A 24,458-nucleotide genomic window follows, 5' to 3' on the forward strand; every position below is an offset into this window, starting at 1 on the left:
CACGACGCTCGACACTCGTCCGGACTTGGCCAGGATAAAGGGCAGACCGCAGGTGTCGCGGCGCGACCCCACGGGCAGGCGCGCGTCCGGCTTGCGTTGCGGCGGGTTATCCCGCGCTGCGCTTCGTGCGGCTTTTCGAGCGCGGCGGCTTCGGGGCCACTTTGGTCTCGATGTGCTCCATGATCAGCCCGGCGATGTCCTTGCCCGAGGTCTTCTCGATGCCCTCGAGGCCCGGCGAGCTGTTCACCTCCAGCACCTTGGGACCGTCGGCACCGCGCAGCAGGTCCACCCCCGCCACGTCGAGCTTCATCGCTCGGGCCGCCTTGATCGCCACCTCGCGTTCCTCGCGCGAGATCCGCACCTTCTCGGCGGTGCCGCCCTGATGCAGGTTCGAGCGGAAGTCGTCGGGCTTGCCGCGGCGGCGCATGGTGGCCACCACCTTGCCGCCGACCACGAGGCAGCGAATGTCCTCACCGGCGGCTTCCTTGACGAAGCTCTGCACGAGAAAATCCGCCTTCAGCCCCTGAAAGGCGCTGATCACGCTTTCGGCGGCCTTGGGAGTTTCGGCCAGCACCACGCCCTTGCCCTGACTGCTTTCCAGCAGCTTCAGCACCAGCGGCGCACCGCCCACCAGTTCCACCAGATTGCCCAAATCCTTGGGGCTGCGGGCAAAGGCGGTGGTCGGCATGCCGATGCGGTGACGCGCCAGCACCTGATGCGCGTGCAGCTTGTCGCGCGAGACGCTGATGCCTTCCGAGCCCGAGAGGCAATAGGTGCCCATGCTCTCGAACTGGCGCACCACGGCGGTGCCGTAGCTGGTGATCGAGGCTCCGATGCGCGGGATCACCGCGTCGTAATGGGGCAGGCGGCGGCCGTCGTAATGCACTTCGCCGCCAACGGCGCGGATGTTCATATAGCACCGCGAGGTGTCGATCACCTCCATCGTGTGGCCACGGGTTTCGGCGGCTTCGATCAGGCGCTGAGTGGAGTAGTTGTTGGGCTCACGGGTCAGCACCGCGAGGCGCAACGCCCGCTGCGCGCGGTGGCGGCGGGGCAGGGCGCGGTAAACGTCGAACGACAGTTCGGGCTGCTGCATGCGCTGGGTCGGCGAAACGATCATGTCGTCGAGCAGCGCGCTGCGGCCCAGCAGCATGCGATAGGCCATGCTGCCGCGGTCGGTGAGGGTGATCTCGATCGGCCAGCGGCGCTTGCCCATCACCACCTCTGCCTCGATCACGAAGCGCAGCTCGGTCTCGCCGTTCGACGAGGTCACCTCGCGCCGGTCCTTGAGCGGCGCCGAGCAGATGATCTCGAGATCAGGATCGGCGGGGTCGGGGTGAATGGCGAAGCGGACCATCGGCTTGTCAGCCGAGCCGAAGGGTTCGATGGCGAAGGCGTGCAGGGCCGAGGTCCGCGCGCCGGTATCAACCTTGGCGCGGATCGCGGGCAGGCCGAGGCCGGGCAAGGCCAGCCATTCTTCCCATCCGAGCGTGAACTGCGTCATCAACAACCTCCTTGGCGCGCATGAATTGCGGAACTCGTCCGGCGCGCTCTAGCTGCGCACGGTAACAGGCGCAACACGGCCCGTGCGTCCCGCGCATTTTCCGTCTCCTCGTGGGGCTGAAGCTGGGGTGCGGGCCGGGCCTGTCCAGTCTTCGCGGCCCGGCTACCAGACCTTGAGCACGCGGCGCGACAGGAAAAAACCGTGCCCGTCCATGTTTCGGCACTCCAGCCCCTGCTTGCTAGAACTACAGGTGATCCCGCCGAAATCATCTCTGGTGCCGTAGGGCATGGCGCTGCGCTCCGGGTTTGCCTTCTTCGGCCTGCCGGCGCCGCATTTGGCCGTGACCGGGCCACGGTCGAACATTTCGTAGTGGTGCCCCCAGGCCCCGGCGCAGGATGCAGGGCGGGGCAGCGGCGGCGTGCCCTGCGTTTCGCTGATCGAGCACATGATATCCGTGTTGTCGACCCCAATGCCGACCGAGCAAGAAATATTGCCGGACGGCGTGTTGAAGGGAAAGACATCGGCGCGGGCGGGGGCCGGGAGTAGGGCAAAGAGGGTCAGGACAAATATTAACAGACCATTAGGGAACGGCTGGGCGGCAGGCAGGCGAAAGCGAAGGCGGCGGTGCGCGAGGCTCATGGCACGGCTCCGTGCAGGGAAATGGGATGGGTGAAATGACGTCTTTGATATGAGGGCAGGCTAGGCGGCGGGCGGCGCTCGGGTCAAGGCCGCTAAGGGCAGGGAGGGGGCCGCAATAAAGAGGCCGTCCCCGCGGGGACGGCCTTTTGTCAGAGCGGTGCAATGCCGGATCGCGACCGCTGTCCCCGCGGGGACAGCGGTTTTGCGGCTCAGGCGCTGGCGATCATTTCGGACTGGCGCACGATCACCTCGGCCTGTTTGATCGAGGCGATATCCACCAGACGGCCCTTGTAGACCGTGGCACCCTCGCCCTTGGCCTTGGCCTCTTCCATGGCGGCGAGGATCTCGCGCGCCTCGGTCACCGCGCCCTCGGAGGGGGTAAAGACCTCATTGGCCAGCGCCACCTGCTTGGGGTGGATGGCCCATTTGCCGACCATGCCCAGCGTCGCCGAGCGCAGCGCCTGCGCACGGTAGCCCTCGTCATCCGAGAAATCGCCGAAGGGGCCGTCGACGGGCAGCACGCCATGGGTGCGGCAGGCGGCGACGATGGCCGCCTGCGCCCAGTGCCACGGGTCGGACCAGTGTTTGGCACCCTCGTGCAGCATGTAGTAGTTTTCCTGCGTGCCGCCGATGCCGGTGGTCGCCATGCCCATGGAGGCGGCGAAATCGGCGGCGCCTAGGCTCATCGCCTCGAGCCGGGGCGAGGCGGCAGCGACCTCTTCCACATGGGCGATGCCCGCGGCGCTCTCGATGATCACCTCAAAGGCGATCGGCTTGCTCCGGCCCTTGGCGCGTTCGACGGCGGTGACCAGCGCATCCACGGCATAGAGATCCCCGGCGCAGCCCACTTTGGGGATCATGATCTGGTCGAGCCGGTCGCTGGCTTGCTCCAGCAGATCGACCACGTCGCGATACCAATAGGGCGTGTCGAGCCCGTTGATCCGCACCGAAAGCGTCTTCTTGCCCCAGTCGATATCGCCGATGGCCTCGATGATATTGGCGCGCGCACTATCCTTGTCGTCGGGGCCGACCGAGTCCTCGAGGTCGAGGTTGATCACGTCCGCGGCGCTGGCGGCCATCTTCTCGAAGATCGCCGGACGCGAGCCGGGGCCGAAAAGCTGGCAGCGGTTCGGGCGGGCGGGCGCGGCGGGCTGGATGCGAAAGCTCATTTGATCACCTCGGGTGGGTAATGAAGTTACGTTCAGGCTGGCACATGGGTTATTAAATTGCGTGATGCTGCGCAAGCGAAATTTGCCGCGTTGCGGCGCAAACTCTGCCGCCTCCTGCCGCGATACCGTGCACGATTCTTCGGCGTTGGTGCCGAAATGCGTGGAAATTTGGCGTTGCTGCGCGCGCGAACGTGCAAATCGAGACGGATTTGCGTGGGATGCAGGGCAAACTCAGCGTCGAAACCGGTCGCGGGCCTGTGCGCCTCCCAAACACCACACGCGCAGCCGCCGACACGATAGCAGACACAAACACAGGGAATAAAATACCATGATCGAGACGCCGTATCTCCTCTTCCTCGGTGACGCCCCCGACGGTCTGGCCGCCAAGGTGGCACAGGGCATCAAGGACTGGCGCCCCGAGAACTGCGTGGGTCAGTTCCGCCTTGAAGGCTGCAAGGCCGATCTGGGCCTCAAGGACATGACCCTTGCCGAAGCCAAGGCCGCCGGTGCCAAGACGCTGGTGATCGGCGTCGCCAACCGTGGCGGCGTGATCTCGCAGACCTGGAAAAAGGTTCTGGTGGAAGCACTTGAGGAAGGCTTTGACCTTGCCTCGGGCCTGCACAACCTGCTGCGCAACGAAGAAGACCTCAAAGCCGTCGCCAAGGCCACTGGCCAGACGCTGCACGACGTGCGCATTCCTTCGGTGCAATATCCGATCGCCAACGGCGAGAAGCGCACCGGCAAGCGCCTGCTGGCCGTGGGCACCGACTGCTCGGTCGGCAAGATGTATACCGCGCTGGCTCTGGACGCGGCAATGCGCGAAAAGGGCATGAAGTCCACCTTCCGCGCCACCGGCCAGACCGGCATCCTGATCACCGGCGACGGTGTGCCGCTCGACGCGGTGATCGCCGACTTCATGGCCGGCTCGATCGAATATCTCACCCCCGACAATGAGCCCGATCACTGGGACATCATCGAGGGTCAGGGCTCGCTGTTCCACGTCTCCTACTCGGGCGTGACCATGGCGCTGGTGCATGGGGGTCAGCCGGACGCGCTGGTGCTCTGCCACGAGCCGACCCGCACCCATATGCGCGGTCTGCCGGGCTACAAGCTGCCGACGCTGGAAGCGGTGCGCGACGTGGCGCTGGAACTGGCCAAGGTCGCCAACCCCGACTGCAAGGTGATCGGCGTGTCGATCAACACCCAGCACATGGGCGAGGAAGAGGCCAAAGCCTATTGCGCCGAGGTCGAGGAAAGCCTTGGTCTGCCCTGCGTCGACCCCTACCGCCACGGCGCCGAGCGCCTCGCGGATGCGGTGGCGGCGCTCTGAGCCATCTGGCACAGTGACCACATCACCCCGGCGGCGGCGCTTCCGGCGCCGGGGTTTGCGTATTTAAGGAACAATGAAAGGGGCAGGGTTTGAGCATCGAGGTCACCCGCGACACCTTCAAGCTGGCGCAGGTCTTCACCATCTCGCGCGGCAGCCGCACCGAATCCAAGGTGATCACCGTGAAGATCACTCGCGGCGGCATCACCGGCTGGGGCGAATGCGTGCCCTATGCGCGCTATGACGAAACGCTGGACAGCGTCGAGGCGCAGATCCAATCGCTGCCGCAGGATGTAACCCGCGAGGCGCTGCAGGACCTGCTGCCCGCAGGCGCCGCGCGCAACGCGGTGGATTGCGCGCTGTGGGATCTGGAGGCCAAGACCGCAGGCAAGCGGGTGTGGGATCTGCTGGGTCTGCCCGCGCCGCAGCCCGAGGTGACCGCCTATACGCTCTCGCTCGCCGCCCCCGAAGAGATGCAGGCGCAGGCCGCCAAGAACGCCTTCCGCCCGCTGCTGAAGGTGAAGCTGGGCACGCCCGAGGATCTGCCGCGGCTCGAAGCCGTGCGCGCCGGGGCGCCGGAGAGCACCATTATCGTCGATGCCAATGAAGGCTGGACGCCCGAGGTCTATGCCGAGTTGGCGCCGCATCTGCAGCGCCTCGGCGTGGCCATGGTCGAGCAGCCGCTGCCGGCGGGCGAGGATGACGCGCTGCTGGGCATGGAGCGCCCGGTGCCGATCTGCGCCGACGAGAGCTGCCACGACCGCGCCTCGCTGCCGAGCCTCAAGGGCAAATACGACATCGTCAACATCAAGCTCGACAAGACCGGCGGTCTGACCGAGGCGCTGGCGCTGCTCGACGCGGCCAAGGCTGAGGGCTACGGCATCTTCGTCGGCTGCATGGTGGGCAGTTCGCTGGCCATGGCTCCGGCGGTGATCGTGGCGCAGGGCGCGCAATATGTCGATCTCGACGCGCCGCTGCTGCTGGGCGAGGACCGCGAGGCGGCCCTGCTTTACGACGACGCGGGTGTGCATGCGCCCGAGGCGGCGCTCTGGGGCTGAGCCCCGGCGCCGGATGATTTCGATGGGGCGGCCCGCCCTATGCCGAAGCTGCTGTGTGGGCAGCGGCGAGCGGGCTTGACCCCGGGTCCGCTTTGGCGGAACTGAGCGACAGAGAATTATGGAGAAAGCTGCAATGCGCACCGTTTACGTCAATGGCGAGTACCTGCCCGAGACCGAGGCCAAAGTGTCGATCTTCGACCGGGCCTTTCTGATGGCCGATGGGGTCTATGAGGTGACCTCGGTTCTTGGCGGCAAGCTGATCGGTTTCGACGGCCACGCCAAGCGGCTCGCCCGCTCGCTGAAAGAGCTGGACATGAAGGCGCCCTGCACCGAGGAAGAGCTGCTGGCGATCCACCGCGAGCTGGTCAAGCTCAACGAGATCACCGATGGGCTCGTTTATCTGCAGGTCACCCGCGGCTCGGCTGGCGATCGTGATTTCGCCTTCCCCGACCCCGAGACCACCGAGCCGACGCTGGTGCTGTTCACGCAGAACAAGCCCGGCCTCGCCGACAACCCGGCGGCCAAGAAGGGCATCAAGGTGATCTCGCTGGAGGACATCCGCTGGGGCCGCCGCGACATCAAGACGGTGCAGCTGCTGTACCCGTCGATGGCCAAGATGGCCGCCAAGAAAGCCGGCTGCGACGATGCGTGGTTCGTCGAGGACGGCAAGGTGACCGAGGGCTCGTCGAACAACGCCTATATCGTCAAGGGCGGCAAGATCATCACCCGCGAGCTGTCGACCGACATCCTGCATGGCATCACCCGCGCCGCGGTGCTGCGGTTCGCCAAGGAAGCGCAGATGGTCGTGGAAGAGCGCAGCTTCACCATCGACGAGGCGAAAGACGCGGATGAGGCCTTTGTGACCTCCGCCTCCAGCTTCGTGATGCCGGTGGTCGAGGTCGACGGTGCTGCGGTCGGTGCGGGCACGCCCGGCCCGGTGGCGACGCGCCTGCGCGAGATCTACCTCGAAGAAAGCATGAAGGTGGCGGTCTGACCGCAGACTGACAGACCTTCAGGCGCGCATGTCTGTGCGCTGATGGGAACGGCCGTGATGCAGCGCATCGCGGCCGTTTTTGCATGTGGGTGGCGCGGCGTTTGGGCGGCGCGACAGAGCAGCGGCGCGGCTCAATGCTCAATTCAACCATGGCGCGAAAGTTCTCTGGCGTCACGTAAGGCTCGCGCCTATCGTGCCGGTATTACAGGCGATTTGGGCGGGGAGTCGCAGGGCTCCGATCATGCCCCACAGGGATTTTTACGTCGTGGCGGCGCGAGTGCCGGACAGGTCCGGCGCGATGGCTGCGGCATTTACGCAGGAGCACCTCATGCGACCCAAGATGCAACCCAGGATGCAACCAAAGGCTTTCGGTGCGGCGCTGACCGCGATCGCACTTTTCCTCACCCCAAGCGCGCTTTTTGCGCAGGAGACCTCGCAGGAGGGCGGGGCCTATACCGCGGGCCTCTCCGGGCCGATCGACGTGATGAAGGGGCGGCCCTACTCGCCCTATGCCAACCGCGCCTTTCCGACCGATGTGTTCTTTGGCGACACCCATGTGCACACCGCGCTCTCGCCCGATGCGGGCGGCGCGGGCACCACGCTGGGGCCGCGCGATGCCTATCGCTACGCGCGCGGCGATCAGGTGACCACCAGCACCGGCCAGCCCAACAAGGTGCGCGTGCCCTACGACTTTTTCATGATCACCGACCATTCGGACGCGATGGGCGTGATCCAAGACATCATGATGGGCACGCCCGAGATCCTCGCCGATCCGGACGGCAAGAAATACCACGAGGATTTCAATGCGGGCGGGCAGGTGGCCGCGGGTGCCATGTGGCGGCTGATCGAACAGTTCGGCCAAGGAGAGTTGCCCGAAGCGCTGAACTACCAGCCCGGCCTGCCGGCCTTTGACGCGGTCTGGTACGACATTGTCGACGCCGCCGAAGAGTTCAACGATCCCGGCACGTTCACCACGTTCATCGCCTTTGAATGGACCTCGCTGGAGAAGGGCAACAACCTGCACCGCAACGTGATCCTGCGGGACGGGGGCGAGCGGGCGAAACAGGTGATCGCCTATACCACGCAGCCGCCCATGGGCTCGAACAACCCGCGCGATCTGTGGAAATGGATGCAGAACTACGAGGACACCACCGGCGGCGACGTGCTGGCCATCCCGCACAATGGCAACCTGTCGAACGGCATGATGTTCGCCATGCAGGATGATTTCGACGGCGGCGCGCCTTACGATCCCGACTATGCCGAGCAGCGCCAGAAATGGGAGCGGCTCTATGAGGCGACGCAGATGAAGGGCGACGGCGAGGCGCATCCCTTCCTGTCCCCCGATGACGCTTTTGCCGATTTCGAGACGTGGGATTACGGCAACCTCGACGCCACCGCCGCCAAGACCGAAGAGATGCTGCCCGGCGAATACGCCCGGTCCGGCCTGCTGCGCGGGATGATGCTGGAGGAGGATCTGGGCACCAACCCGTTCAAGTTTGGCATGGTGGGGGCCGGTGACAACCACGTCGCGGTGCCGAGCCCGGACAACGACAACTTCTTCGGCAAATACGCCACTTACGAGCCTTCGGCGCATCGGATCATCGAGGAGGACGAGCTGCATGTGGCGCTGGCCAACGAGGATCTAGGGCTGACCCTCTACAGCTATGAATATATCACCTCTGGCCTCACCGCGGTCTGGGCGCAGGAGAACACCCGTGGAGCGCTGTTCGACGCGATGCAGCGGCGCGAGGTCTATGCCACCACCGGCACCCGCATCCGCGTGCGCTTCTTCGGCGGCTGGGACTACGCGGAAGACGACGCGCTGCGCCGGGATCTGGCGCTGGTGGGCTACACCAAGGGCGTGCCCATGGGATCGGACATGCCGCCCGCGCCCGAAGGGGCCGAAGCGCCGAGCTTCTTGGTCTATGCGCTGCGCGATTCCGCGGGGGCGAACCTCGACCGTGTGCAGGTGGTGAAGGGCTGGATCGACGCCGAGGGCACCCCGCAAGAGAAGGTCTATGACGTGGCGTGGTCGGACGATCGCACGCCCGCCGAGGATGGCACCGTGCCGCCGGTGGGCAGCACCGTCGATCTGTCGATCCCCAGTTGGACCAACACCATAGGCGCGGCGGAACTGGGCACGGTCTGGACCGATCCCGACTTCGATCCCGCGCTCAAGGCCTTTTACTACGCGCGGGTGATCGAGATCCCGACGCCGCGCTGGACGGCCTATGACGCGGTGAAATTCGATCTCGAACTGCCCGAGGACGTGCCGATGACCAACCAGCAGCGCGCCTATACCTCGCCGATCTGGTACACTCCGGCGGAGTAAGGCGCGGCGCGCTGTGCTAGGATGCGGAGGGCCCATGCTTTGGGCCGTCCATTTTGTGACTGACTTGAAGATTTTTGGCCATGCGACGCATTCTGAGATCCCCGCTTTTGCATTTCTTCGTCATCGCGGGGGTGATCTTTGGCGCCTACGCGCTGCTCGATGACACGCCCGAAGCGCCGCCGCCGGACGCGATCACCCTCAGCGTCGCGGAGGCGCAGAACATGCGCGAGCGCTTTGCCGCGGTCTGGAACCGCCAGCCCACCCCGGCCGAGATGGACGGTCTGCTCAGCAACTGGGCCCGCGAGGAGGCGATGGTGCGCGAGGCGCTGCGCCTTGGGCTCGACAGCGGCGATGCGGCGATCCGTCAGCGGCTGGCGCAGAAAATGGAATTCATCGGCAAGTCGGGGGCGGCGGTGCTGGTGCCGGACGAGGCGGCGCTGGCGGCGTTTGTCGAGAGCCACCGCGCGCGCTTTGCGCTGCCCGCGCGCTATGCCTTCGAGCAGGTGCTGCTGGACGGGCAGCAGGACCCCGGCGCGATAGAGGCGCTGCGCGTGAAGCTACAGGAGGGCGCGGATCCGATGCAGATCGGCCGCGGCGCCATGCTGCCTCCGGCGCTGCCGCTGACCAGCGCGCCCGCCATCGACCGCAGCTTCGGCAGCGGCTTTCACAGCGCGCTGGCGGAACTGCCAAAGGGGCAATGGCAGGGGCCGGTGCAGAGCGCCTATGGGCTACATCTCATCCGTATCACCGACAGCGCCGCGCCGGAGCTGCCGCCGCTGGCGGCGATCCGCGACCGGGTCGAGGCCGAATGGCGGGCGGCCAAGGCCAAGGAGATGGGCGCGGCCTTCTCGGAAGCGCTGATGGAGCGCTATGAGATCACGCTGCCCTCCAGCGAAGAGGTTTTGGCGCAATGATCCGGCTGCTTTGCGTGCTGCTTTTGTGTCTGAGCGTGCTGCCGGGACGCGGAGCGGCGCATGCGCTTGATCCGGGCTATCTGGAACTGACAGCGCTGCGGGAGGGGCAGTGGCGGGTCAGCTGGCGGATGCCCGACGTCAGCGGCAAACCCATGGCGATCCGCCCGGTGTTGCCCGAGGGCTGCACCGCCTCGGAGCCGCCGCCGCCAAGCTTTGACGGGCGCGGCTGGGTGAGCGGCTGGATCGCCACCTGCCCGCAGGGGCTTGCCGGGGGCACAATCGCCATCGATGGGCTGGAGCGCACCCGCACCGAGACGCTGGTGCGCTACGAGCTTGCACCGGGGAAGATGCAGACCCAGCGGCTGACCAATGGCGCACCCGCTTTCACCGTGCCTGCGGAGCTGGACAGTTTGGGGGTGTTCACCAGCTACGTCGGGCTTGGGGTGACGCATATCCTCGAAGGTGTGGACCATCTGCTGTTCGTCTTCGCGCTGCTTTTGCTGATCCGTGGGCGCGGGCGGCTGCTGTGGGCGATCACCGCTTTTACCGCCGCGCATAGCATCACGCTGGCCGCCGCCACGCTGGGCTGGCTGACCCTGCCGCCACCGCCCGTAGAGGCGGTGATCGCCCTGTCGATCGTCTTTCTGGGCTATGAGCTGACCTTGCCGCCCGAGGCCCGCGACCAGCTGGCGCAGCGGTTTCCATGGGTGATTTCCTTTGCCTTCGGCCTGATCCACGGGCTCGGCTTCGCCGGGGCGCTGCGCGAGATCGGCCTGCCGCAGGATGACATCCCGCTGGCGCTGCTGTCGTTCAACGTCGGGGTCGAGGCCGGGCAGATCCTGTTTATCTGCGGTGTGCTGATCCTTGGCCTGCTGGTGCACCGCCTGTTTCCGCTGCTGGAGCGCGGGCAGGCGCGGCTTGTCCGCACTGCGGGCTACGGCATCGGCAGTCTTGCCGCCTTTTGGGTGATCGAGCGGGTGGCGGCCTTTTGAGACGCCGCGGCGCCCCGGCCATTGCGCCGGCGCTGTGGCCGGATGGAACCGACCTGTGAAAGGAGCCGCCATGGCCTGCGCCCGGATGACCGCCCTTGCCCTGCTGACCGCCGTCTCGCTGGCGGCGACGCCGGCCTTGCCCTGCGCCTTTCACAACGTGCTGCCGGAGCGGACTGCCGCCGATTGGCTGGTGGAGGGCAGCGCGCTGGTGCTGGCGCGGCCCGATCCCGAAAACCCCTTTGCCTTTGCGCCGGTCGAGGTGCTGCGCGGCGAGGTGCCGAGCGATCTGGACGCCTTTGTCGACAGTGTGAGCCGCCGCCGCCTCGCCGCGGCCCCCGAGAACAGCGTGCTTTTTGCCCGCGACGGCGCGCGCTGGGTGCAGGTGGCCTATGTGGATGCGGATTTCCGTCCGGTGATGCGCCGCATCCTAAAAGAGGGGCCGGAGTGGACGAGCGGCTTTGACGCGCGGCGCTTCGCGCTCTTTGCGGGGCTGCAGGACCATCGCGACCGCGAGCTGCGCAATCTTGCGCTGCGCGAGATCGACAAGGCGCCCTATGCGGAGCTGCGCCGGATCAAGCTGCGTCTGGGGGTGGCGGCGCTGATGGAGAATTTCTACACGCCGGTCAACGCGCCCTATCAACCGATCCGCGCGCTGCTGCTGGGGCTGGAAGGCTCGGAGGCCGCGCGCCGTGTGATCCATTCCACGCTTGAGGGCGTGGCCCTCGGCGGCCAGAGCCCGACCTTGGGCGCCTTTGCCACGGCGCTGATCGAGACCGACGGGGCCGAGGGGGTGGCGCTGCTCGAGGAGAAATTCCTTGCCGATCCCGCGCAGCCGCTGGCCAAGCTCGAACTGGTGGTGGAGGCGCTGGCGATCCAGCACGGGGTTGGCTCTGCCGCGCTGCAGGACCGGATTTCGGCGGCATTGCACGGGTTTGTGCAGACCCGTCCCGACGGGGCGGCGTTGGTGGCGCGGCAGTTCATCAGCCGCCGGGACTGGTCGCAGGCGGCGACGCTGGAGGCGATGATGCAGGCGCAGCGGTTCACCTCTTCGGAGACGCTGCTGCCCGTGGCGATCTACGTCGGGCAGGCCAAACAGGCGATGTAGGGTGAGCGACTTCTCAGGGTCGGGCGCAGCCCGCAGCGCCTAGCCGCGCCCGATATAGGGCATCGCCGTCGCCATCAGCGTGACGAACTGGATGTTCGCCTCGGGTGGCAGGCTGGCCATATGGTGCACGGCGCGCGCGACCTCGCCCGCGTCGAACATCGGCTCCACCGCGATGGCGCCATCCGCCTGCGGAACGCCCTTCTGCTGCCCGGCGGACATCTCGGTCAGCGCATTGCCGATGTCGATCTGACCGCAGGCGATGCCGTAGCGGCGGCCATCTAGCGAAAGCGCGCGGGTCATCCCGGTGACCGCATGTTTCGAGGCGGTATAGGCGATCGAGCCGGGGCGCGGGACATGCGCCGAGACCGAGCCGTTGTTGATGATCCGCCCGCCTTGCGGATCCTGCGCGCGCATCCGGGCAAAGGCGGCGCGGGCGCAGAGGAACATGCCGGTGATGTTCACATCGGTGACCCGGCGCCAGTCTTCGAGCGAGACCTCATCCACCGGCACCGATTTGAGACCCTGACCGGCGTTGTTGAACAGCACGTCGATCCGGCCCCAATGCGCCAATGCCCGGTCGAAGGCGGCCTCGACCGAGCCCTCGTCGGTGACGTCGCAGGGCAGGGGCAGCGCGTCGGGGGCATCCTGCGCCATCTCGGTCAGCAGGCTTTCGCGGCGACCGATGAGGCCCACGCGCCAGCCCTGCGCGAGAAAGTGCTGCGCGGTCTGGCGACCGATGCCCGAGGACGCGCCGGTGATGATGATCGTGCCTTGCGCCATCACGCGACCTCCAGCGCGCCCGCGTCAAGGCGCATGGCGGCCTCGTTCAGGGCCTCCAGCACCGAAGCCGCGACCGGCACGCCCTCGGCCAGCGCCCGCGCGCGTTTGGCGGCGGCGGAATTGCCGGGGACGCGCACCGCGCCCGTCGCGCCCGCTGCGGGCGGATTGCTGCGGCAGGCCTCGGCGAGATGGTCGGATTGGTCGAGAAACGGGTCGAGCCCGGCGAAAGCCTCGGGGTCCATCACCTGCAGGAAGACGCTTTGCGCCAGCGGTCCCGGCGCGTCGGTGTTGGCGCGGCCCTTGCCCGAGAGGCCTTGGGTCAGCAACTCCTCCGACAGCGCGAGCCCATAGCCCTTGTGCCCCTTGAGGGCGCCGCCCAGCGGCAGCAGCGAGCCGCCGTGCTCTGTCACCTCGCGCGGATCGTCGGTCGGCGTGCCGTCGGCGGTCTGCGCCCAAGGCTCGGGGAAGCGGCCGCCGCTGCGCGCCAAGGTCTGCGTCATCGTGGTGGTGGTAATCGAGCAGGAGACATCCACCACGATCGGCGTACCGCGCGTGGGAAAACCATAGGCGATCGGGTTGGGGGTCAGCAACGGGCGGGTGCCGCCATAGGGCGCCATGCGGTTGGCGGCCGGATTGGAACAGCTGAGCCGGGCGATGAAGCCGCGCTCGGTGACCGGGCGCATGAAGGCCGCGAGCGCGCAGGTGTGATGCGAGGAGCGGATCGCCGCGGTGACAACTCCATGCGTGGTGACCCGGTCGCAGGCCCGCTCCAGCGCCCGGGTCACCAGCCATGCGCCGGGCAGCAGACGTCCGTCCCATACGAAACAGGCGCCGCGGTCCGACACAACCTCCGGGGCGCCGCTTCCGGACATCTCGCCCGAAGATAGCGCCTTGAGATACATTGGGATCAGCGAGACACCATGGGTGTCATGGCCGATCATATCGCCTTCGAGCAACACGCTCGCAGTGGTCTGAGCCTTGTCGGCCTCCATCCCTGCCGCAGCCATAATATCGGTCGCAAAAGCCTGAAGACGGTCGTGGGGGATCAGGGGCATGGTGGTCCTTCCAAAAGTCGGTTGCGGCGCGCCCTGCGGCGGGCGCGGGTGCGGCTGTCAGCCCCGAGCCTCGAGCCGGTTGTGGCGGATCGAGGACCAGAGGGCGAGGCCGATCAGCACCGCGCCGATGAGTCCGGTGAGCAGTTCGGGCACATGCAGCAGCGACTGCGTGTACATGATGACCGACAGCACGAGGATCGAGTAAAAGGCGCCGTGTTCGAGATAGCGGAACTCGGCCAGCGTGCCTTTCTCGACCAGCATGATGGTCATCCCCCGCACGTAGAACGCGCCGATGCCAAGGCCGATGGCGATGAGGAAGAGGTTCTGCGTCAGTGCGAAGGCCCCGATCACGCCGTCGAAGCTGAACGAAGCGTCCAGCACCTCGAGATACATGAACGCCCCGAAGCCGCCGCCCGCCGCGAGGTTGCGCGCGTCTTCGGCGCGGTCGAGCACCTGTCCCAGCAGATCGACCCCGACGAAGGTGACCATGCCGCAGACCGCCGCGAAAAGGAAATCGGCGCTTTTGCCCTGCGGCAGCGCGGCGGAGAAGGCCAGCGCCAGCATGAGCACCGCGGCGATCTCGAGCCCGCGGATCGTTCCGCAGGCGCGCAGGCGGGTCTCCAGCGCGCGCACCCAGTCGATCTCTTTCTCCTGATCGATGAAGTAGCTCAGCGCCACCAGCATCAGGAAGGTGCCGCCGAAGGCCGCGATCGAGATGTGCGCCTCATGCATGACATGGGCGTATTGCTCGGGCTCGGCGGCGGCGAGCTTCAGCGCCGACCACGGGTCGATGCGGGCCGCGACCGACACCACCGCCAGCGGAAAGACGATGCGCATCCCAAAGACGGCGATCAGAATGCCCCATGTCAGGAAGCGCTGCCGCCACAGCGGGGTCATGTCCTTGAGCTTGTTGGCATTGACGATGGCGTTGTCGAAGCTGAGCGAGATCTCCAGCACCGCCAGCACCGCGCCGATGGCGAGAAAGGTGAGCGCGCCCGAAAGCGTGCCGGTGGTGGCCTGCCCCAGCCAGAACGACAGGGCCAGACCGATTGCGGTGAAGGCCAGCGGCCAACGCAGATAAGAGAATGACGATTTCATAGGCTTACCGCGGTTTCCGGCAGATCGAAGACAGGGGTGAGCAGGGGCTTGCCCGCAAAGAAGGCGGCGAGATTGTCGACCACGGTCTGTGCCATGGCATCGCGGGTCTCGACCGTGCCGCTGGCGTGATGCGGATAGAGCGTCACATTGGGCAGTTGCGTCAGCGCCGGGTTGGGGTTGGGCTCATTGAGATAGACGTCGAGCGCGGCGCTGCCGAGCTTGCCGGTGGAGAGCGCCTCGATCAGCGCGGGCTCGTCCACCACGCTGCCGCGCGCCACGTTGATGAAGCTGCCCGTGGGGCCAAGCGCCTCGAGCACCGGCTTGTTGAACATGCCCTGTGTGGCAGCGCCGCCGGGCACGATGGCGACGAGGATGTCGGCCCATTCCGCCAGCGCCTGCACATCGGGGAAATAGCTCCACGGCAGATCGCGGGCGCTGCGGGCGGTATAGCCGATCTCCAGCCCCAGCGGCTCGAACCGCCGCGCGATGGCCTGACCGATGGTGCCGATCCCGGCGATGCCCACCCGCTTGCCGCTCATCGAAGAGAGCAGCGGGTACATGCCTTTGCGGCCCCAGTCGCCCGAGCGCACATACTCATGCGCCGCCACCAGCTGCCGCCGGGTCGCCAGCGTCAGCAGCAGCGCCATATCCGCCACGTCGTCGCAGAGCGCGACCGAACTGTTGGTCAGCCAGATGCCACGCTCCTGCAGCGCGTCCACGTCGATGGGTTCGAACCCGGCGGAAGAGCAGCAGACGATCTTCAGATTGGGCAGATGATCGAGATGCGCGCGGGTCAGCGCGGCGTGGCCGTTGGTGACGATGGCCTCGCAGCGCGGGCCGTATTCGGCAAGGAAGGCCTGTTTGTCGTCTGCCTCGTCGTAGCGATGCAGGGTGTAGCTTTCTTCGAGCTGCGCCATGGCCTTGGGCCGGGCGGGGTAGACCACCAGAACATCACGTTTCTTCATGCCATTTCCTCCTGCGCGCGGTGCCTCGCGGCGCGACGGTCTGCCTGTATCTCGGGATCGGGATGCAGGCTCGCGGCCATGAGGTTGCGGGTGTAATCCTGTTGTGGGGCTTCAAAAATCTGCGCAACCGGTCCTTGCTCGACGATGCGCCCGCCCTGCATCACCACGACGCGGTGGGCAAAGTCGCGCACCAGCGGCAGATCGTGGGCGATGAAAAGATAAGACAGGCCAAAGTCCTGCTGCAGCTGCTCCAGCAGGTGGATCACCTGCGCCTGGATCGACACATCGAGCGCCGAGACGGCCTCGTCGCAGATGATCAGCTTCGGCTCCAGCGCCAAGGCGCGGGCGATGGCGATGCGCTGCCGCTGGCCGCCCGAGAACTGGTGCGGGTAGCGGTCCATATGCGAGGCGTTGAGGCCGACATGCTCGAGCAGGTCGCGCACCCGGTCGCGCCATTGCGGCTTGGGCAGAATGCCGGGGTGGATGACAAAGGCCTCGGCGATGATCTGAAAGACCGACATGCGCGGGTTGAGCGACTGGGTCGGGTCCTGAAAGATCATCTGCACCTCGCGCCGGATGTCGAACAGCTCGCGCGGGGGCATGGTCAGCAGATCGCGCCCCTGATAGAGCGCCTCGCCGCCGGTGGCCTCTTCGAGGCGCAGCAGCGTCTTGGCCAGCGTCGACTTGCCCGAGCCGCTTTCGCCGACGATGGCCACGGTCTCGCCCGGCAGAACCGTCAGGCTGGCATCTTCGAGCGCGACGAAGGCGCCGTAATGCTTGGACACATGATTGACCTCGAGGATCGGCTTGATCCCCGTGGCGAGCGGCGCTGCCATCGCGCCGGTGCCGGGGACGGCGGCGATGAGCTTCTTGGTGTAGGGGTGGACCGGGTTGCGGTAGACCTGCGCGGCGCTGCCGCTCTCGACGATCTCGCCAGCGTTCATCACCACCACGCGGTCGGCCACCTCTGCCACGACGCCAAGGTCATGGGTGATCAGCAGCATCCCCATGCCGGTTTCGCGCTGTAGATCCTCAAGCAGTGCGAGGATCTGCGCCTGCACCGTCACGTCGAGCGCCGTGGTCGGCTCGTCGGCGATCAGGATGTCGGGCTTCACCGCAAGCGCCATGGCGATCATCAGGCGCTGGCGCTGCCCGCCCGAGAACTGATGCGGGTAGGCGTCGATCTTTTCCTCGGCGTTCGGGATGCCGACGCGCTCCATCAGATCGAGCGTGGTGCGGCGCGCCTCGTCCTTCGAGATGCCGTGGGTGGTCATCGCCTCGGCGATCTGGAAGCCCACGGTGTAGACCGGGTTCAGATGGCTCAGCGGGTCCTGAAAGATCATCGCGATCCGGCGCCCGTTGATCTCGCGCCGCTGCTCCTGTGTCATGGCAAAGAGGCTCTCGCCGTTGAACAGGATCTCGCCCGAGACGATCTCGCCGGGGGGGATGTCGATCAGGTCCATGATGGCCGAGGCCGAGACCGATTTGCCCGAGCCGGATTCGCCGAGGATGGCAAGCGTCTCGCCCTTGTCGAGGTGCCAGCTGACGTTGCGCACCGCGTGGACCGTGCCGCCTGCCGTGTGGAAGTCGACCGACAGGTTGCGGACTTCGAGAAGATGTTCGGTCATTGCTTCTTCCTTGCGATTTCGAGCCGCCAGCGCTGCACCGGGTCAAGCGCGGTGCGCATCCAGTTCGAGAGCAGGTTGAGGGACAGGGTGGTGAGGATGATCACGAGGCCGGGCCAGAAGCTGAGCCACCATGCGGAGGTCAGGTAAGGGCGGCCTTGGCTGACCATCAGGCCCCAGGTGATCTCGGGCGGCTGGATGCCGATGCCGAGAAAGCTGAGCGAGCTTTCCACCAGCACCACCAGCGCGAAGTCGAGCGTGGCGATGGTGACCAGCGTCGGCAGGATCACCGGCAGGATGTGGCGAAACACGATCCGCGGCGTCGAGGCGCCCATGACGGTGGCCGCCTGCACGAACATCCGGCCGCGGACCTCCAGCACCTCGGCGCGCGCGGTGCGCAGGTAGACCGGGATGCGGGTGATGGTCAGCACGACGATCAGGTTCCCGACCGAGGGCGGCAGCATGTAGAGCACGATCACCGCCAGTAGCAGCGAGGGGAAGGCCATGATCACATCGGCCAGTCGCATGATGATCTGCGAGGTCACCTTGCGCGAGTACCCGGCGATCATCCCCAGCGTGGTGCCAATGGTCAGCGAGCAGATCACCGCGCCGGTGGCGACGAAGAGCGTGTTCTGCGCGGCGACGATGATGCGCGCCAGCAGCGGGCGGCCAAGGGCGTCGCCGCCCAGCCAGTAGACCCATGCCTTCGAAAAATCGAACGGCGGGGCGTTGCGTCCGCGCAGGTTCTGCTTGGTGGCGATGTCTTCGAGGAACATCGGGCCAAACAGCGCGCAGAGCACCATGACGATCAGGAAGAGGGCCGAGAAGAAGGCGAACTTGTCCCGCCAGAGCATCCTCACCATCGTCAGTGCGGGGTGGGTGGGCTTTGTCATTTTCGGAGTGTCGGTTTCTGCAAGGGCCATGGGTCAGTACCGGATCCGGGGATCGAGCACCGCGTAGAGGATGTCGATCAGCAGGTTCAGAAGGAAGATGGCGAAGGCGGTGACCATGATCGCGGCGAGGATCACGTTGAAGTCGCGTTGCAGGATCGAGTCGATCATCAGCTTGCCGATGCCCGGAAAGCCGAAGATGGTTTCGACCACCACCGCGCCGTTGAGGATCGCCGTGGTCTGATCGCCGATCACCGTGATGACCGGCAGCAATGCGTTGCGCAGCGCGTGCACAAAGATGATCGGCCGATTGCGCACGCCTTTGGCGCGGGCGGTCTTCACGTAGGGGGCATGCAGCGCCGTGATCATCGCGCCGCGCACCACCTGCAGGATCAGGCCGAAGGGCCGGATGAACAGCACCGCCACGGGCAGCACCCAGTGCCACGGCGTGCCGGTGCCGGAGGTCGGCAGCCAGCCCAGACCCACCGAGAAGATCACGATGGCGACGATGGCGACCCAGAAGTCCGGCGCGCTGGCGCCGATGAGCGAGAAGAACGTGGCGATCCGGTCGAAGATGCCGCCGACGTGGAAGGCGGCCAGCGAGCCCAGAACAATGGCGCTGACAGTGACCAGAGACATGGTGATCACGGCCAGTTGCAGCGTCCAGCCAAAGCCGCGCAGCACGGCCTCGAGCGCCGGTTCCGAGCGGCGGATGGAGTCTCCGAAGTCGAAGCGCAGCAGATCGCCCATGTAGTGGAAGAACTGGATGAGCAGGGGATCGTTCAGCCCGTTGATCTCGCGGAACCGCTCACGGCTCTCCAGCGATGCGTCGACGGGAAGGTAAAGGTCGGTGGGGTCTCCGGTCAGGCGTGACAGGAAGAAGACCAGGATGATCAGGCCGACCAGCGAGATGGCACTGGCGACGGCGCGTTTGCCAAGGAAGGATTGCATGTCTGCCTCGATTGTCCGGTGGCGTCAGGGCCGTGCCGGGGGCGGGCGCGCCGCCCCCGGACGGAGGCCTTACTTGAAGCTGATCTGCGAAAGCTGCAGTTCAGAGTTCGTGCGGATCGACGGGGTGAAGTCGAGGCGCTCGTTCACGCGGCTCATGCCCACCATGTGCCACAGGAACACATCCGCCACGAGATCGTCGTGGATATAGGCAAAGACCTCTTCCCACAGCGCCTCGCGCTCGTCGCCCGCTGCGGTGGTCGCCTTGGTGATCATCTCGTCCAGCTTCGGATCCGAAGTGCCCGACTGCACGCCATCAGAGGCGTATTTGTTGAACATCGAGAAGACAGGATCGCCATTGGCGTTGTCGTGCATCGCCTCGACCATGGTCGGGCCAAGGTCCTCGGGGAAGGGCTTGGAGTAGTATTTGTTCCACTCGGCCACTTCGACCATCTGCAGTTTGACGTTGAAGCCGACGTCCTGCCACATCGAGGTCAGCGCCTCCATCGTCTCCACCACATTGGCGAAATTCTCGAGGCGGCCGATCACGGTGATCTCTGCGCCGACGTCGACGCCGTCGCTCTGCGCCGCTTCCAGCAGGCCCTTGGCCTTGTCGGGATCGAACGGGTAGGGGGTGAGATCGTGGTTGTAGCCGATGGTCGACGGCGGGGTCATGCCGGTCGCCAGCAGCGTGCCATCGGCGAGGATCGTGCCGACGAAGGCCTCTTTGTCGACCGCGTAGTTCAGCGCCTGCCGCACCCGCACGTCATCCAGCGGGGCCGCCGAAAGGTCGAGCCGCATGTAGACGGTTTCCGAGTTCGGATAGGCGTGGTCGGTGCCATCGTCGGTGGCATCCTGCAGCGCGATGTTCGGCGCGATGTCCGCTTCGCCCGCCGCGACCATTGCGGCCCGCACGGCGCTTTCGGAGCGGAAGAGATAGGTGGCGTTCTTCACCTCGGGCGCGTCGCCCCAGTAATCGTCGCGCGCCGACAGTTTGATGTGCTGGCCGCGGGCATATTCGTCGAACGTATAAGGGCCGGTGCCCACCGGCGTGTCGGTGAAGGCGTCGGGGTCGGTCTCGGACGGCAGCACCGCCAGCGTCGACATCAGCAGCGGCAGGATCGGCTGCGCCGGATCGCTGGTGATCTCGATGGTGTGCGCGTCGACGATATTGGTGCTGAGCGCCATGCCGCCGTAGTATTTCGCACCGGTCTCGCAGACGAATTTGTCGGAAAGGTTGCGCTCGAGCGAGAATTTGACGTCCTCGGCGTCAAAGCTCGTGCCGTCCGAGAAGCTCACCCCGTCGCGCAGTGTGAAGCGCCATGTGCCGTTGCCCATGTCCTCCCATTCGGTGGCCAGACGCGGCTGCAGACCCTCGCCCGGCACCAGTTCGGTCAGCGTCTCGGAGACGTTCTGAAGCAGCACGCGGCCGACGTTCGACTGCGTGGCCATGCACGGCTCGACGGTGTTGAGTTCCTCCGACAGAACGACGGTGACGTCCTGCGCAAATGCCTGCCCGGCGATTGTGGATGCGAGCAGGGCCGCGACAAGGCGGCCGGTCCGATAGGTCATGGTTCTCCTCCCAAATTACCATGTCTGTCCGGTGATCTGCACCGGCTGAAACTGTCCCGCGCTCGCCCAATGGAGAGAGAGCAGGTGAAAGAACCATACGCCTGAGGGTGCGATTGTATATTCCATAGTTGGATTGAAATGATACAATACTTGAATTGATTGCAGGCGCGGCATTTCGGGGAGGACTGTCTATGGCTCAGGCATCATACGATTTTTTCCAGCTTCGGTTTTTCATCGCCGTTGCGGAGGAGCTGAACTTTCGCCGCGCCGCGGCGCGCCTCAACATGACGCAGCCGCCCTTGTCGCGGCAGATCAAGCTGCTTGAGGATCGAATCGGACTGACGCTCTTTGACCGGTCGAACAGGTCGGTGCGGCTGACCCCTGCTGGCGTGAGTTTCCTCAAGAGCGCGACCGACCTGATGCAGCGCGCGGAATATGCGGTGCTGACCGCCCGGCAGGCCGAGCGCGGCGATGTCGGCAATGTGGTGATGGGCTTTGTGCCCTCGGCCAGCCTGCATTTCGTGCCGCAGATCGCCTGCGCCCTGAAGCGGGTGATGCCGGGGGTGAAATTCGAGCCGATCGAGATGATGAGCTATGAGATCGCCGAAGGCCTGCAGTCGGGCAAGCTCGACCTCGGGCTCACCCGCTCGACGGCGCATGGTCAGGAGATCGAGAATATCCTTCTGGTGCGCGAGCCCTTCCTGCTGGCATTGCCGCAGGATCACCCGCTTTGCGAGAAGCAGGATCTCAGCGTGCGCGACCTCAAGGGGGTGGATTTTGTCGGCTATTCCTCGGAGCGGGGCGGCTTTCTGAAAGACATTCACCGGGCGCTTTTCGCCACCGTCGGGGTGACGCCCGAGACGGTGCAGGAGGTGAGCCAGACCCAGACCATCGTTTCGCTGGTGAACGCGGGGCTTGGCGTGGGGCTGGTGCCGCAATCGGCCATGGCGATGCGGATGGAGAATGTGGTCTTCCGCGCGATCGATGCGCCGAAGGAGTTCAACTCGACGCTCTATCTCAATATCGCGCCGAACCGCGGCACGCCGCTGAACGAGAAGGTGCGCGCCACGATCCTCTCGGCGCTGCAATCCGAGGCAGCCGCGCGGCAGGGCGCGGCCTAGGGCGCGCCGCCGATGCGCCTTGCGCTATGGGCCATGACCAGCGTGGCGACGAAAATGGCGATGCCGCCCGCCCATGTGGTGCCGGTTACCACCTGCCCAAAGAACAGATAGCCCAAGGCGGCCACGAAGGGCAGGCGCAGGAAGTCGAAGGGCACGATCAGCGAGGCGTCGGCCAGCGCAAAGGCGCGCGTCGCCAGCGTCATGGCCGCGGCGCCAAGCGCGCCCTGCAGCGCCAGCAGCAGCCATTGCGACAGCGTCGGCGTTTGCCAGACCAGCAGCGCCGGGATCGCCGCCAGCGGCACCGTGGCGATGAGGTTCCACGCCACCAGCGTCTCGGTCCTGTCGCGCGCCACCATGCCCTTGAGGATCAGCTGGATCACCGCCACCAGCAGCGCGCCGATCAGCGCGTAGCCCAGCCCGAGGGGGATATCCCCCGCGCCCGGACGCAGCACGATCAGCACGCCCGCAAAGCCCAGCGTCACGGCAAGGATGCGCACCGGGCGCGGGCGCTCGCCCAGAAAGACCCAAGCCCCCAGCGTGACGAAGATCGGCGAGGCGAAGGCGATGGCCGTCACATCCGCCAGCGGCGCCGCGGCAAAGGCGCAGAAGAAGGCGATCACCGAGGCCAGCTTCAGCGCGGCCCGCAGGACGTGGCGCAGCCGGTATTCGGTCTGCAAGATGCCCGGTCGTGACAGCAGCCACGGCAGCACCACCAGCAAGCCAAAGAGCGCGCGGGTGAAGCCCATGACGAAAGGGTGCACCTCGCCCGCCAATTGCCGAACAAGAACGGAATCGACCGCGCCGCACGCCGAGGCGAGCAACATGAGCAGAATGCCCACCAGCGGCTGGTTCTGCCGCGAAAACCTTGTCCAGCTTGCTGTCATCCGTCCCGCCGCGCCGCCGTTTTGGCGCGTCCTCCATCCGGAGCGGGACCGTCGTCCAGAGCGGGCGGGATTGTCAAGCCGTGCCGGGGGCGCGCTGCGTCGGCGCGCCCCCGGTTTGAAACGGCTCCGGCTCAGCGCGGCGCTGGAAAGGCCGTCAGGCGGCCTTCCACTTGATCGAGCAGCCCATCGAGGGGATCTGATCGAGCGGGCCGCTGCCAAATTCGGCGACCTGTTTCATCGCCTCAAAGAGATCGCGGCGGGTGCCTTCGGGGGCGGCCTCCTTGCGCGACGCGTCGAGCCTGCCGCGGTATTGCAGGCCAAGGGCCGCATCGAAACCGAAGAAATCCGGCGTGCAGGCGGCATCATAGGCGCGGGCGACCTGCTGGCTCTCGTCATAGAGGTAGGGGAAGGGGAAGGCCTTGTCCTGCGCCATCTTTTTCATGTTCTCGAAACTGTCCGCCGGGTAGCTTGCGGCGTCATTGGCGCTGATCGCAACGGTGTGGATGCCATGCTCGCGCAGCTCGGTCGCGTCGAGAATGATCCGGTCGATCACCGCCAGCACATAGGGACAGTGGTTGCAGATGAAGATGATCAGCGTGCCCTTGGGGCCGCGAAGCTCTTCGAGGCTGTAGGTCTTGCCGTCGGTGGCGGGCAGGGAAAAGCCCGGCGCGGGCCAGCCGAAATCGCAGACAGGGGGAGAGACGGGCATGGAAAACTCCTCTGGTCAGGCCGCCGAGCGCGCCCCGGTCGCGGCTGTCGCGGCGGCGCGGATCGCCCGGATGTTCTCTCCATATGGGGCGGGGTCCGAGACCGATCCACCTCGGAACACCGCCGAGCCTGCCACAAGCACATCGGCTCCCGCTTTCGTGACCAGCGGGGCGGTCTTGGGATCGACACCGCCGTCGATCTGGATGTGGATCTCGCGATCACCGATCATCTCGCGCAGCTTGGCGATCTGCGCCAGCTGAGAGTGGATGAATTTCTGCCCGCCGAAGCCGGGGTTGACGGTCATCAGGCAGATGAGATCGCACAGGTCCAGCAGCGGCGCGGCGGCCTCGACCGGGGTGCCGGGGTTGAGTGCAAGCCCCGCCTTGGCGCCGCTGGCGCGGATCGCCTGAAGGGTGCGGTGGCTGTGCGGCCCGGCCTCCAGATGGGCGGTGATCACATCCGCGCCAGCCTCGGCGAAGGCCTCGATATAGGGATCGACCGGGGCGATCATCAGATGCACGTCCATCACCGTCGAGATATGCGGGCGGATCGCCTTCACCAGCGGCGGGCCAAAGGTGAGGTTCGGCACGAAGTGCCCGTCCATCACATCCACATGGATCCAGTCGGCGCCTTGTGCTTCGACGGCGCGGATTTCCTGCCCGAAGTTGGCGAAATCGGCGGAGAGGATGGAGGGGGCGATTTTCACGCTGCGGTCGAAGGGCATGGTCGGGCTCCTTGGGGTGAGCGGGGGAGGGGGCGCTGCCCCCACCCGCCTGCG

The 24,458-nt window shown here is 66.2% G+C and carries 22 protein-coding genes; 8 read left to right on the forward strand and 14 right to left on the reverse strand.

The features are described from left to right. Nucleotides 1-106: 106 nt before the first annotated feature. The 3 genes from rimK to ACXAD2_RS24275 form a co-directional block, all read right to left on the reverse strand. Complete coding sequence (gene rimK / locus ACXAD2_RS24265) at nt 107-1,504, reverse strand: 30S ribosomal protein S6--L-glutamate ligase (RefSeq protein WP_475176226.1); 1,398 nt, start codon at nt 1,502-1,504, stop codon at nt 107-109. 162 nt (nt 1,505-1,666) lie between these two features. Further along, on the reverse strand, nt 1,667-2,143 hold the full coding sequence (locus tag ACXAD2_RS24270) for a DUF6636 domain-containing protein (RefSeq protein ID WP_475176228.1): 477 nt from the start codon (nt 2,141-2,143) through the stop codon (nt 1,667-1,669). 209 nt (nt 2,144-2,352) lie between these two features. Then, the gene (locus ACXAD2_RS24275) at nt 2,353-3,312 is read right to left on the reverse strand and encodes an L-malyl-CoA/beta-methylmalyl-CoA lyase (RefSeq protein ID WP_475176231.1); all 960 of its coding nucleotides are present in this window, start codon (nt 3,310-3,312) and stop codon (nt 2,353-2,355) included. Between the two features lie 328 nt (nt 3,313-3,640). Here ACXAD2_RS24275 and dgcN point away from each other — a divergent pair, with 328 nt between their 5' ends. The 7 genes from dgcN to ACXAD2_RS24310 all read left to right on the forward strand — a co-directional run bounded on the left by dgcN (nt 3,641) and on the right by ACXAD2_RS24310 (nt 12,034). Further along, nucleotides 3,641-4,642: an N-acetyltransferase DgcN gene (gene dgcN, locus ACXAD2_RS24280; RefSeq protein WP_066109302.1), complete on the forward strand. Its 1,002-nt coding sequence runs from the start codon at nt 3,641-3,643 to the stop codon at nt 4,640-4,642. Between the two features lie 89 nt (nt 4,643-4,731). Then, nucleotides 4,732-5,697, forward strand: a complete 966-nt coding sequence (gene dgcA / locus ACXAD2_RS24285; protein ID WP_475176233.1) for an N-acetyl-D-Glu racemase DgcA — start codon at nt 4,732-4,734, stop codon at nt 5,695-5,697. A 133-nt stretch (nt 5,698-5,830) separates the two neighbouring features. Further along, on the forward strand, nt 5,831-6,691 hold the full coding sequence (locus tag ACXAD2_RS24290; RefSeq protein WP_475176235.1) for a D-amino-acid transaminase: 861 nt from the start codon (nt 5,831-5,833) through the stop codon (nt 6,689-6,691). A gap of 352 nt (nt 6,692-7,043) precedes the next feature. Continuing rightward, a complete protein-coding gene (locus ACXAD2_RS24295) occupies nt 7,044-9,023 on the forward strand; it encodes a DUF3604 domain-containing protein (RefSeq protein WP_475176238.1) in 1,980 nt (659 codons plus the stop codon). Between the two features lie 80 nt (nt 9,024-9,103). Further along, on the forward strand, nt 9,104-9,937 hold the full coding sequence (locus ACXAD2_RS24300) for a peptidyl-prolyl cis-trans isomerase (protein WP_475176240.1): 834 nt from the start codon (nt 9,104-9,106) through the stop codon (nt 9,935-9,937). After that, nucleotides 9,934-10,929: a HupE/UreJ family protein gene (locus ACXAD2_RS24305; protein ID WP_475176242.1), complete on the forward strand. Its 996-nt coding sequence runs from the start codon at nt 9,934-9,936 to the stop codon at nt 10,927-10,929. The genes ACXAD2_RS24300 and ACXAD2_RS24305 overlap by 4 nt, the downstream gene beginning before the upstream one ends. 70 nt (nt 10,930-10,999) lie before the next feature. Then, nucleotides 11,000-12,034 carry a hypothetical protein gene (locus ACXAD2_RS24310; RefSeq protein ID WP_475176245.1) on the forward strand — a complete coding sequence of 345 codons (1,035 nt, stop codon included), beginning with the start codon at nt 11,000-11,002 and terminating at the stop codon, nt 12,032-12,034. Nucleotides 12,035-12,073: 39 nt separating this feature from the next. Here ACXAD2_RS24310 and ACXAD2_RS24315 read toward each other — a convergent pair whose 3' ends face one another. The 8 genes from ACXAD2_RS24315 to ACXAD2_RS24350 all read right to left on the reverse strand — a co-directional run bounded on the left by ACXAD2_RS24315 (nt 12,074) and on the right by ACXAD2_RS24350 (nt 20,967). Next, complete coding sequence (locus tag ACXAD2_RS24315; RefSeq protein WP_475176247.1) at nt 12,074-12,814, reverse strand: SDR family oxidoreductase; 741 nt, start codon at nt 12,812-12,814, stop codon at nt 12,074-12,076. Continuing rightward, on the reverse strand, nt 12,814-13,869 hold the full coding sequence (locus ACXAD2_RS24320; protein ID WP_475176249.1) for an Ldh family oxidoreductase: 1,056 nt from the start codon (nt 13,867-13,869) through the stop codon (nt 12,814-12,816). Before ACXAD2_RS24320 ends, ACXAD2_RS24315 begins: the two co-directional genes overlap by 1 nt. Before the next feature lie 57 nt (nt 13,870-13,926). Beyond that, entirely contained in the window at nt 13,927-14,967 is a 1,041-nt protein-coding gene (locus ACXAD2_RS24325) for a DUF475 domain-containing protein (RefSeq protein ID WP_475176251.1), read from the reverse strand. Next, the gene (locus tag ACXAD2_RS24330; RefSeq protein ID WP_475176254.1) at nt 14,964-15,932 is read right to left on the reverse strand and encodes a 2-hydroxyacid dehydrogenase; all 969 of its coding nucleotides are present in this window, start codon (nt 15,930-15,932) and stop codon (nt 14,964-14,966) included. Before ACXAD2_RS24330 ends, ACXAD2_RS24325 begins: the two co-directional genes overlap by 4 nt. After that, the gene (locus ACXAD2_RS24335; RefSeq protein WP_475176256.1) at nt 15,929-17,560 is read right to left on the reverse strand and encodes an ABC transporter ATP-binding protein; all 1,632 of its coding nucleotides are present in this window, start codon (nt 17,558-17,560) and stop codon (nt 15,929-15,931) included. Before ACXAD2_RS24335 ends, ACXAD2_RS24330 begins: the two co-directional genes overlap by 4 nt. Beyond that, a complete protein-coding gene (locus ACXAD2_RS24340; protein ID WP_224905063.1) occupies nt 17,557-18,450 on the reverse strand; it encodes an ABC transporter permease in 894 nt (297 codons plus the stop codon). Before ACXAD2_RS24340 ends, ACXAD2_RS24335 begins: the two co-directional genes overlap by 4 nt. Nucleotides 18,451-18,483: 33 nt before the next feature. After that, nucleotides 18,484-19,398: an ABC transporter permease gene (locus ACXAD2_RS24345; RefSeq protein ID WP_164183158.1), complete on the reverse strand. Its 915-nt coding sequence runs from the start codon at nt 19,396-19,398 to the stop codon at nt 18,484-18,486. 69 nt (nt 19,399-19,467) lie between these two features. Further along, a complete protein-coding gene (locus ACXAD2_RS24350) occupies nt 19,468-20,967 on the reverse strand; it encodes an ABC transporter substrate-binding protein (protein ID WP_475176265.1) in 1,500 nt (499 codons plus the stop codon). Between the two features lie 191 nt (nt 20,968-21,158). On the opposite strand from ACXAD2_RS24350, the gene ACXAD2_RS24355 reads away from it, so the two are divergent. Then, nucleotides 21,159-22,088: a LysR substrate-binding domain-containing protein gene (locus ACXAD2_RS24355; protein ID WP_475176268.1), complete on the forward strand. Its 930-nt coding sequence runs from the start codon at nt 21,159-21,161 to the stop codon at nt 22,086-22,088. Here ACXAD2_RS24355 and ACXAD2_RS24360 read toward each other — a convergent pair. The 3 genes from ACXAD2_RS24360 to rpe form a co-directional block, all read right to left on the reverse strand. Further along, on the reverse strand, nt 22,085-22,972 hold the full coding sequence (locus ACXAD2_RS24360) for a DMT family transporter (RefSeq protein WP_475176272.1): 888 nt from the start codon (nt 22,970-22,972) through the stop codon (nt 22,085-22,087). The genes ACXAD2_RS24355 and ACXAD2_RS24360 overlap by 4 nt on opposite strands. Before the next feature lie 154 nt (nt 22,973-23,126). After that, the gene (locus ACXAD2_RS24365) at nt 23,127-23,681 is read right to left on the reverse strand and encodes a thioredoxin family protein (protein ID WP_475176276.1); all 555 of its coding nucleotides are present in this window, start codon (nt 23,679-23,681) and stop codon (nt 23,127-23,129) included. Nucleotides 23,682-23,696: 15 nt separating this feature from the next. After that, the gene (gene rpe, locus ACXAD2_RS24370) at nt 23,697-24,404 is read right to left on the reverse strand and encodes a ribulose-phosphate 3-epimerase (RefSeq protein WP_475176279.1); all 708 of its coding nucleotides are present in this window, start codon (nt 24,402-24,404) and stop codon (nt 23,697-23,699) included. Nucleotides 24,405-24,458 lie beyond the last annotated feature (54 nt).

The sequence above is a fragment of the Salipiger sp. ABN3_019 genome, assembly GCF_056158605.1.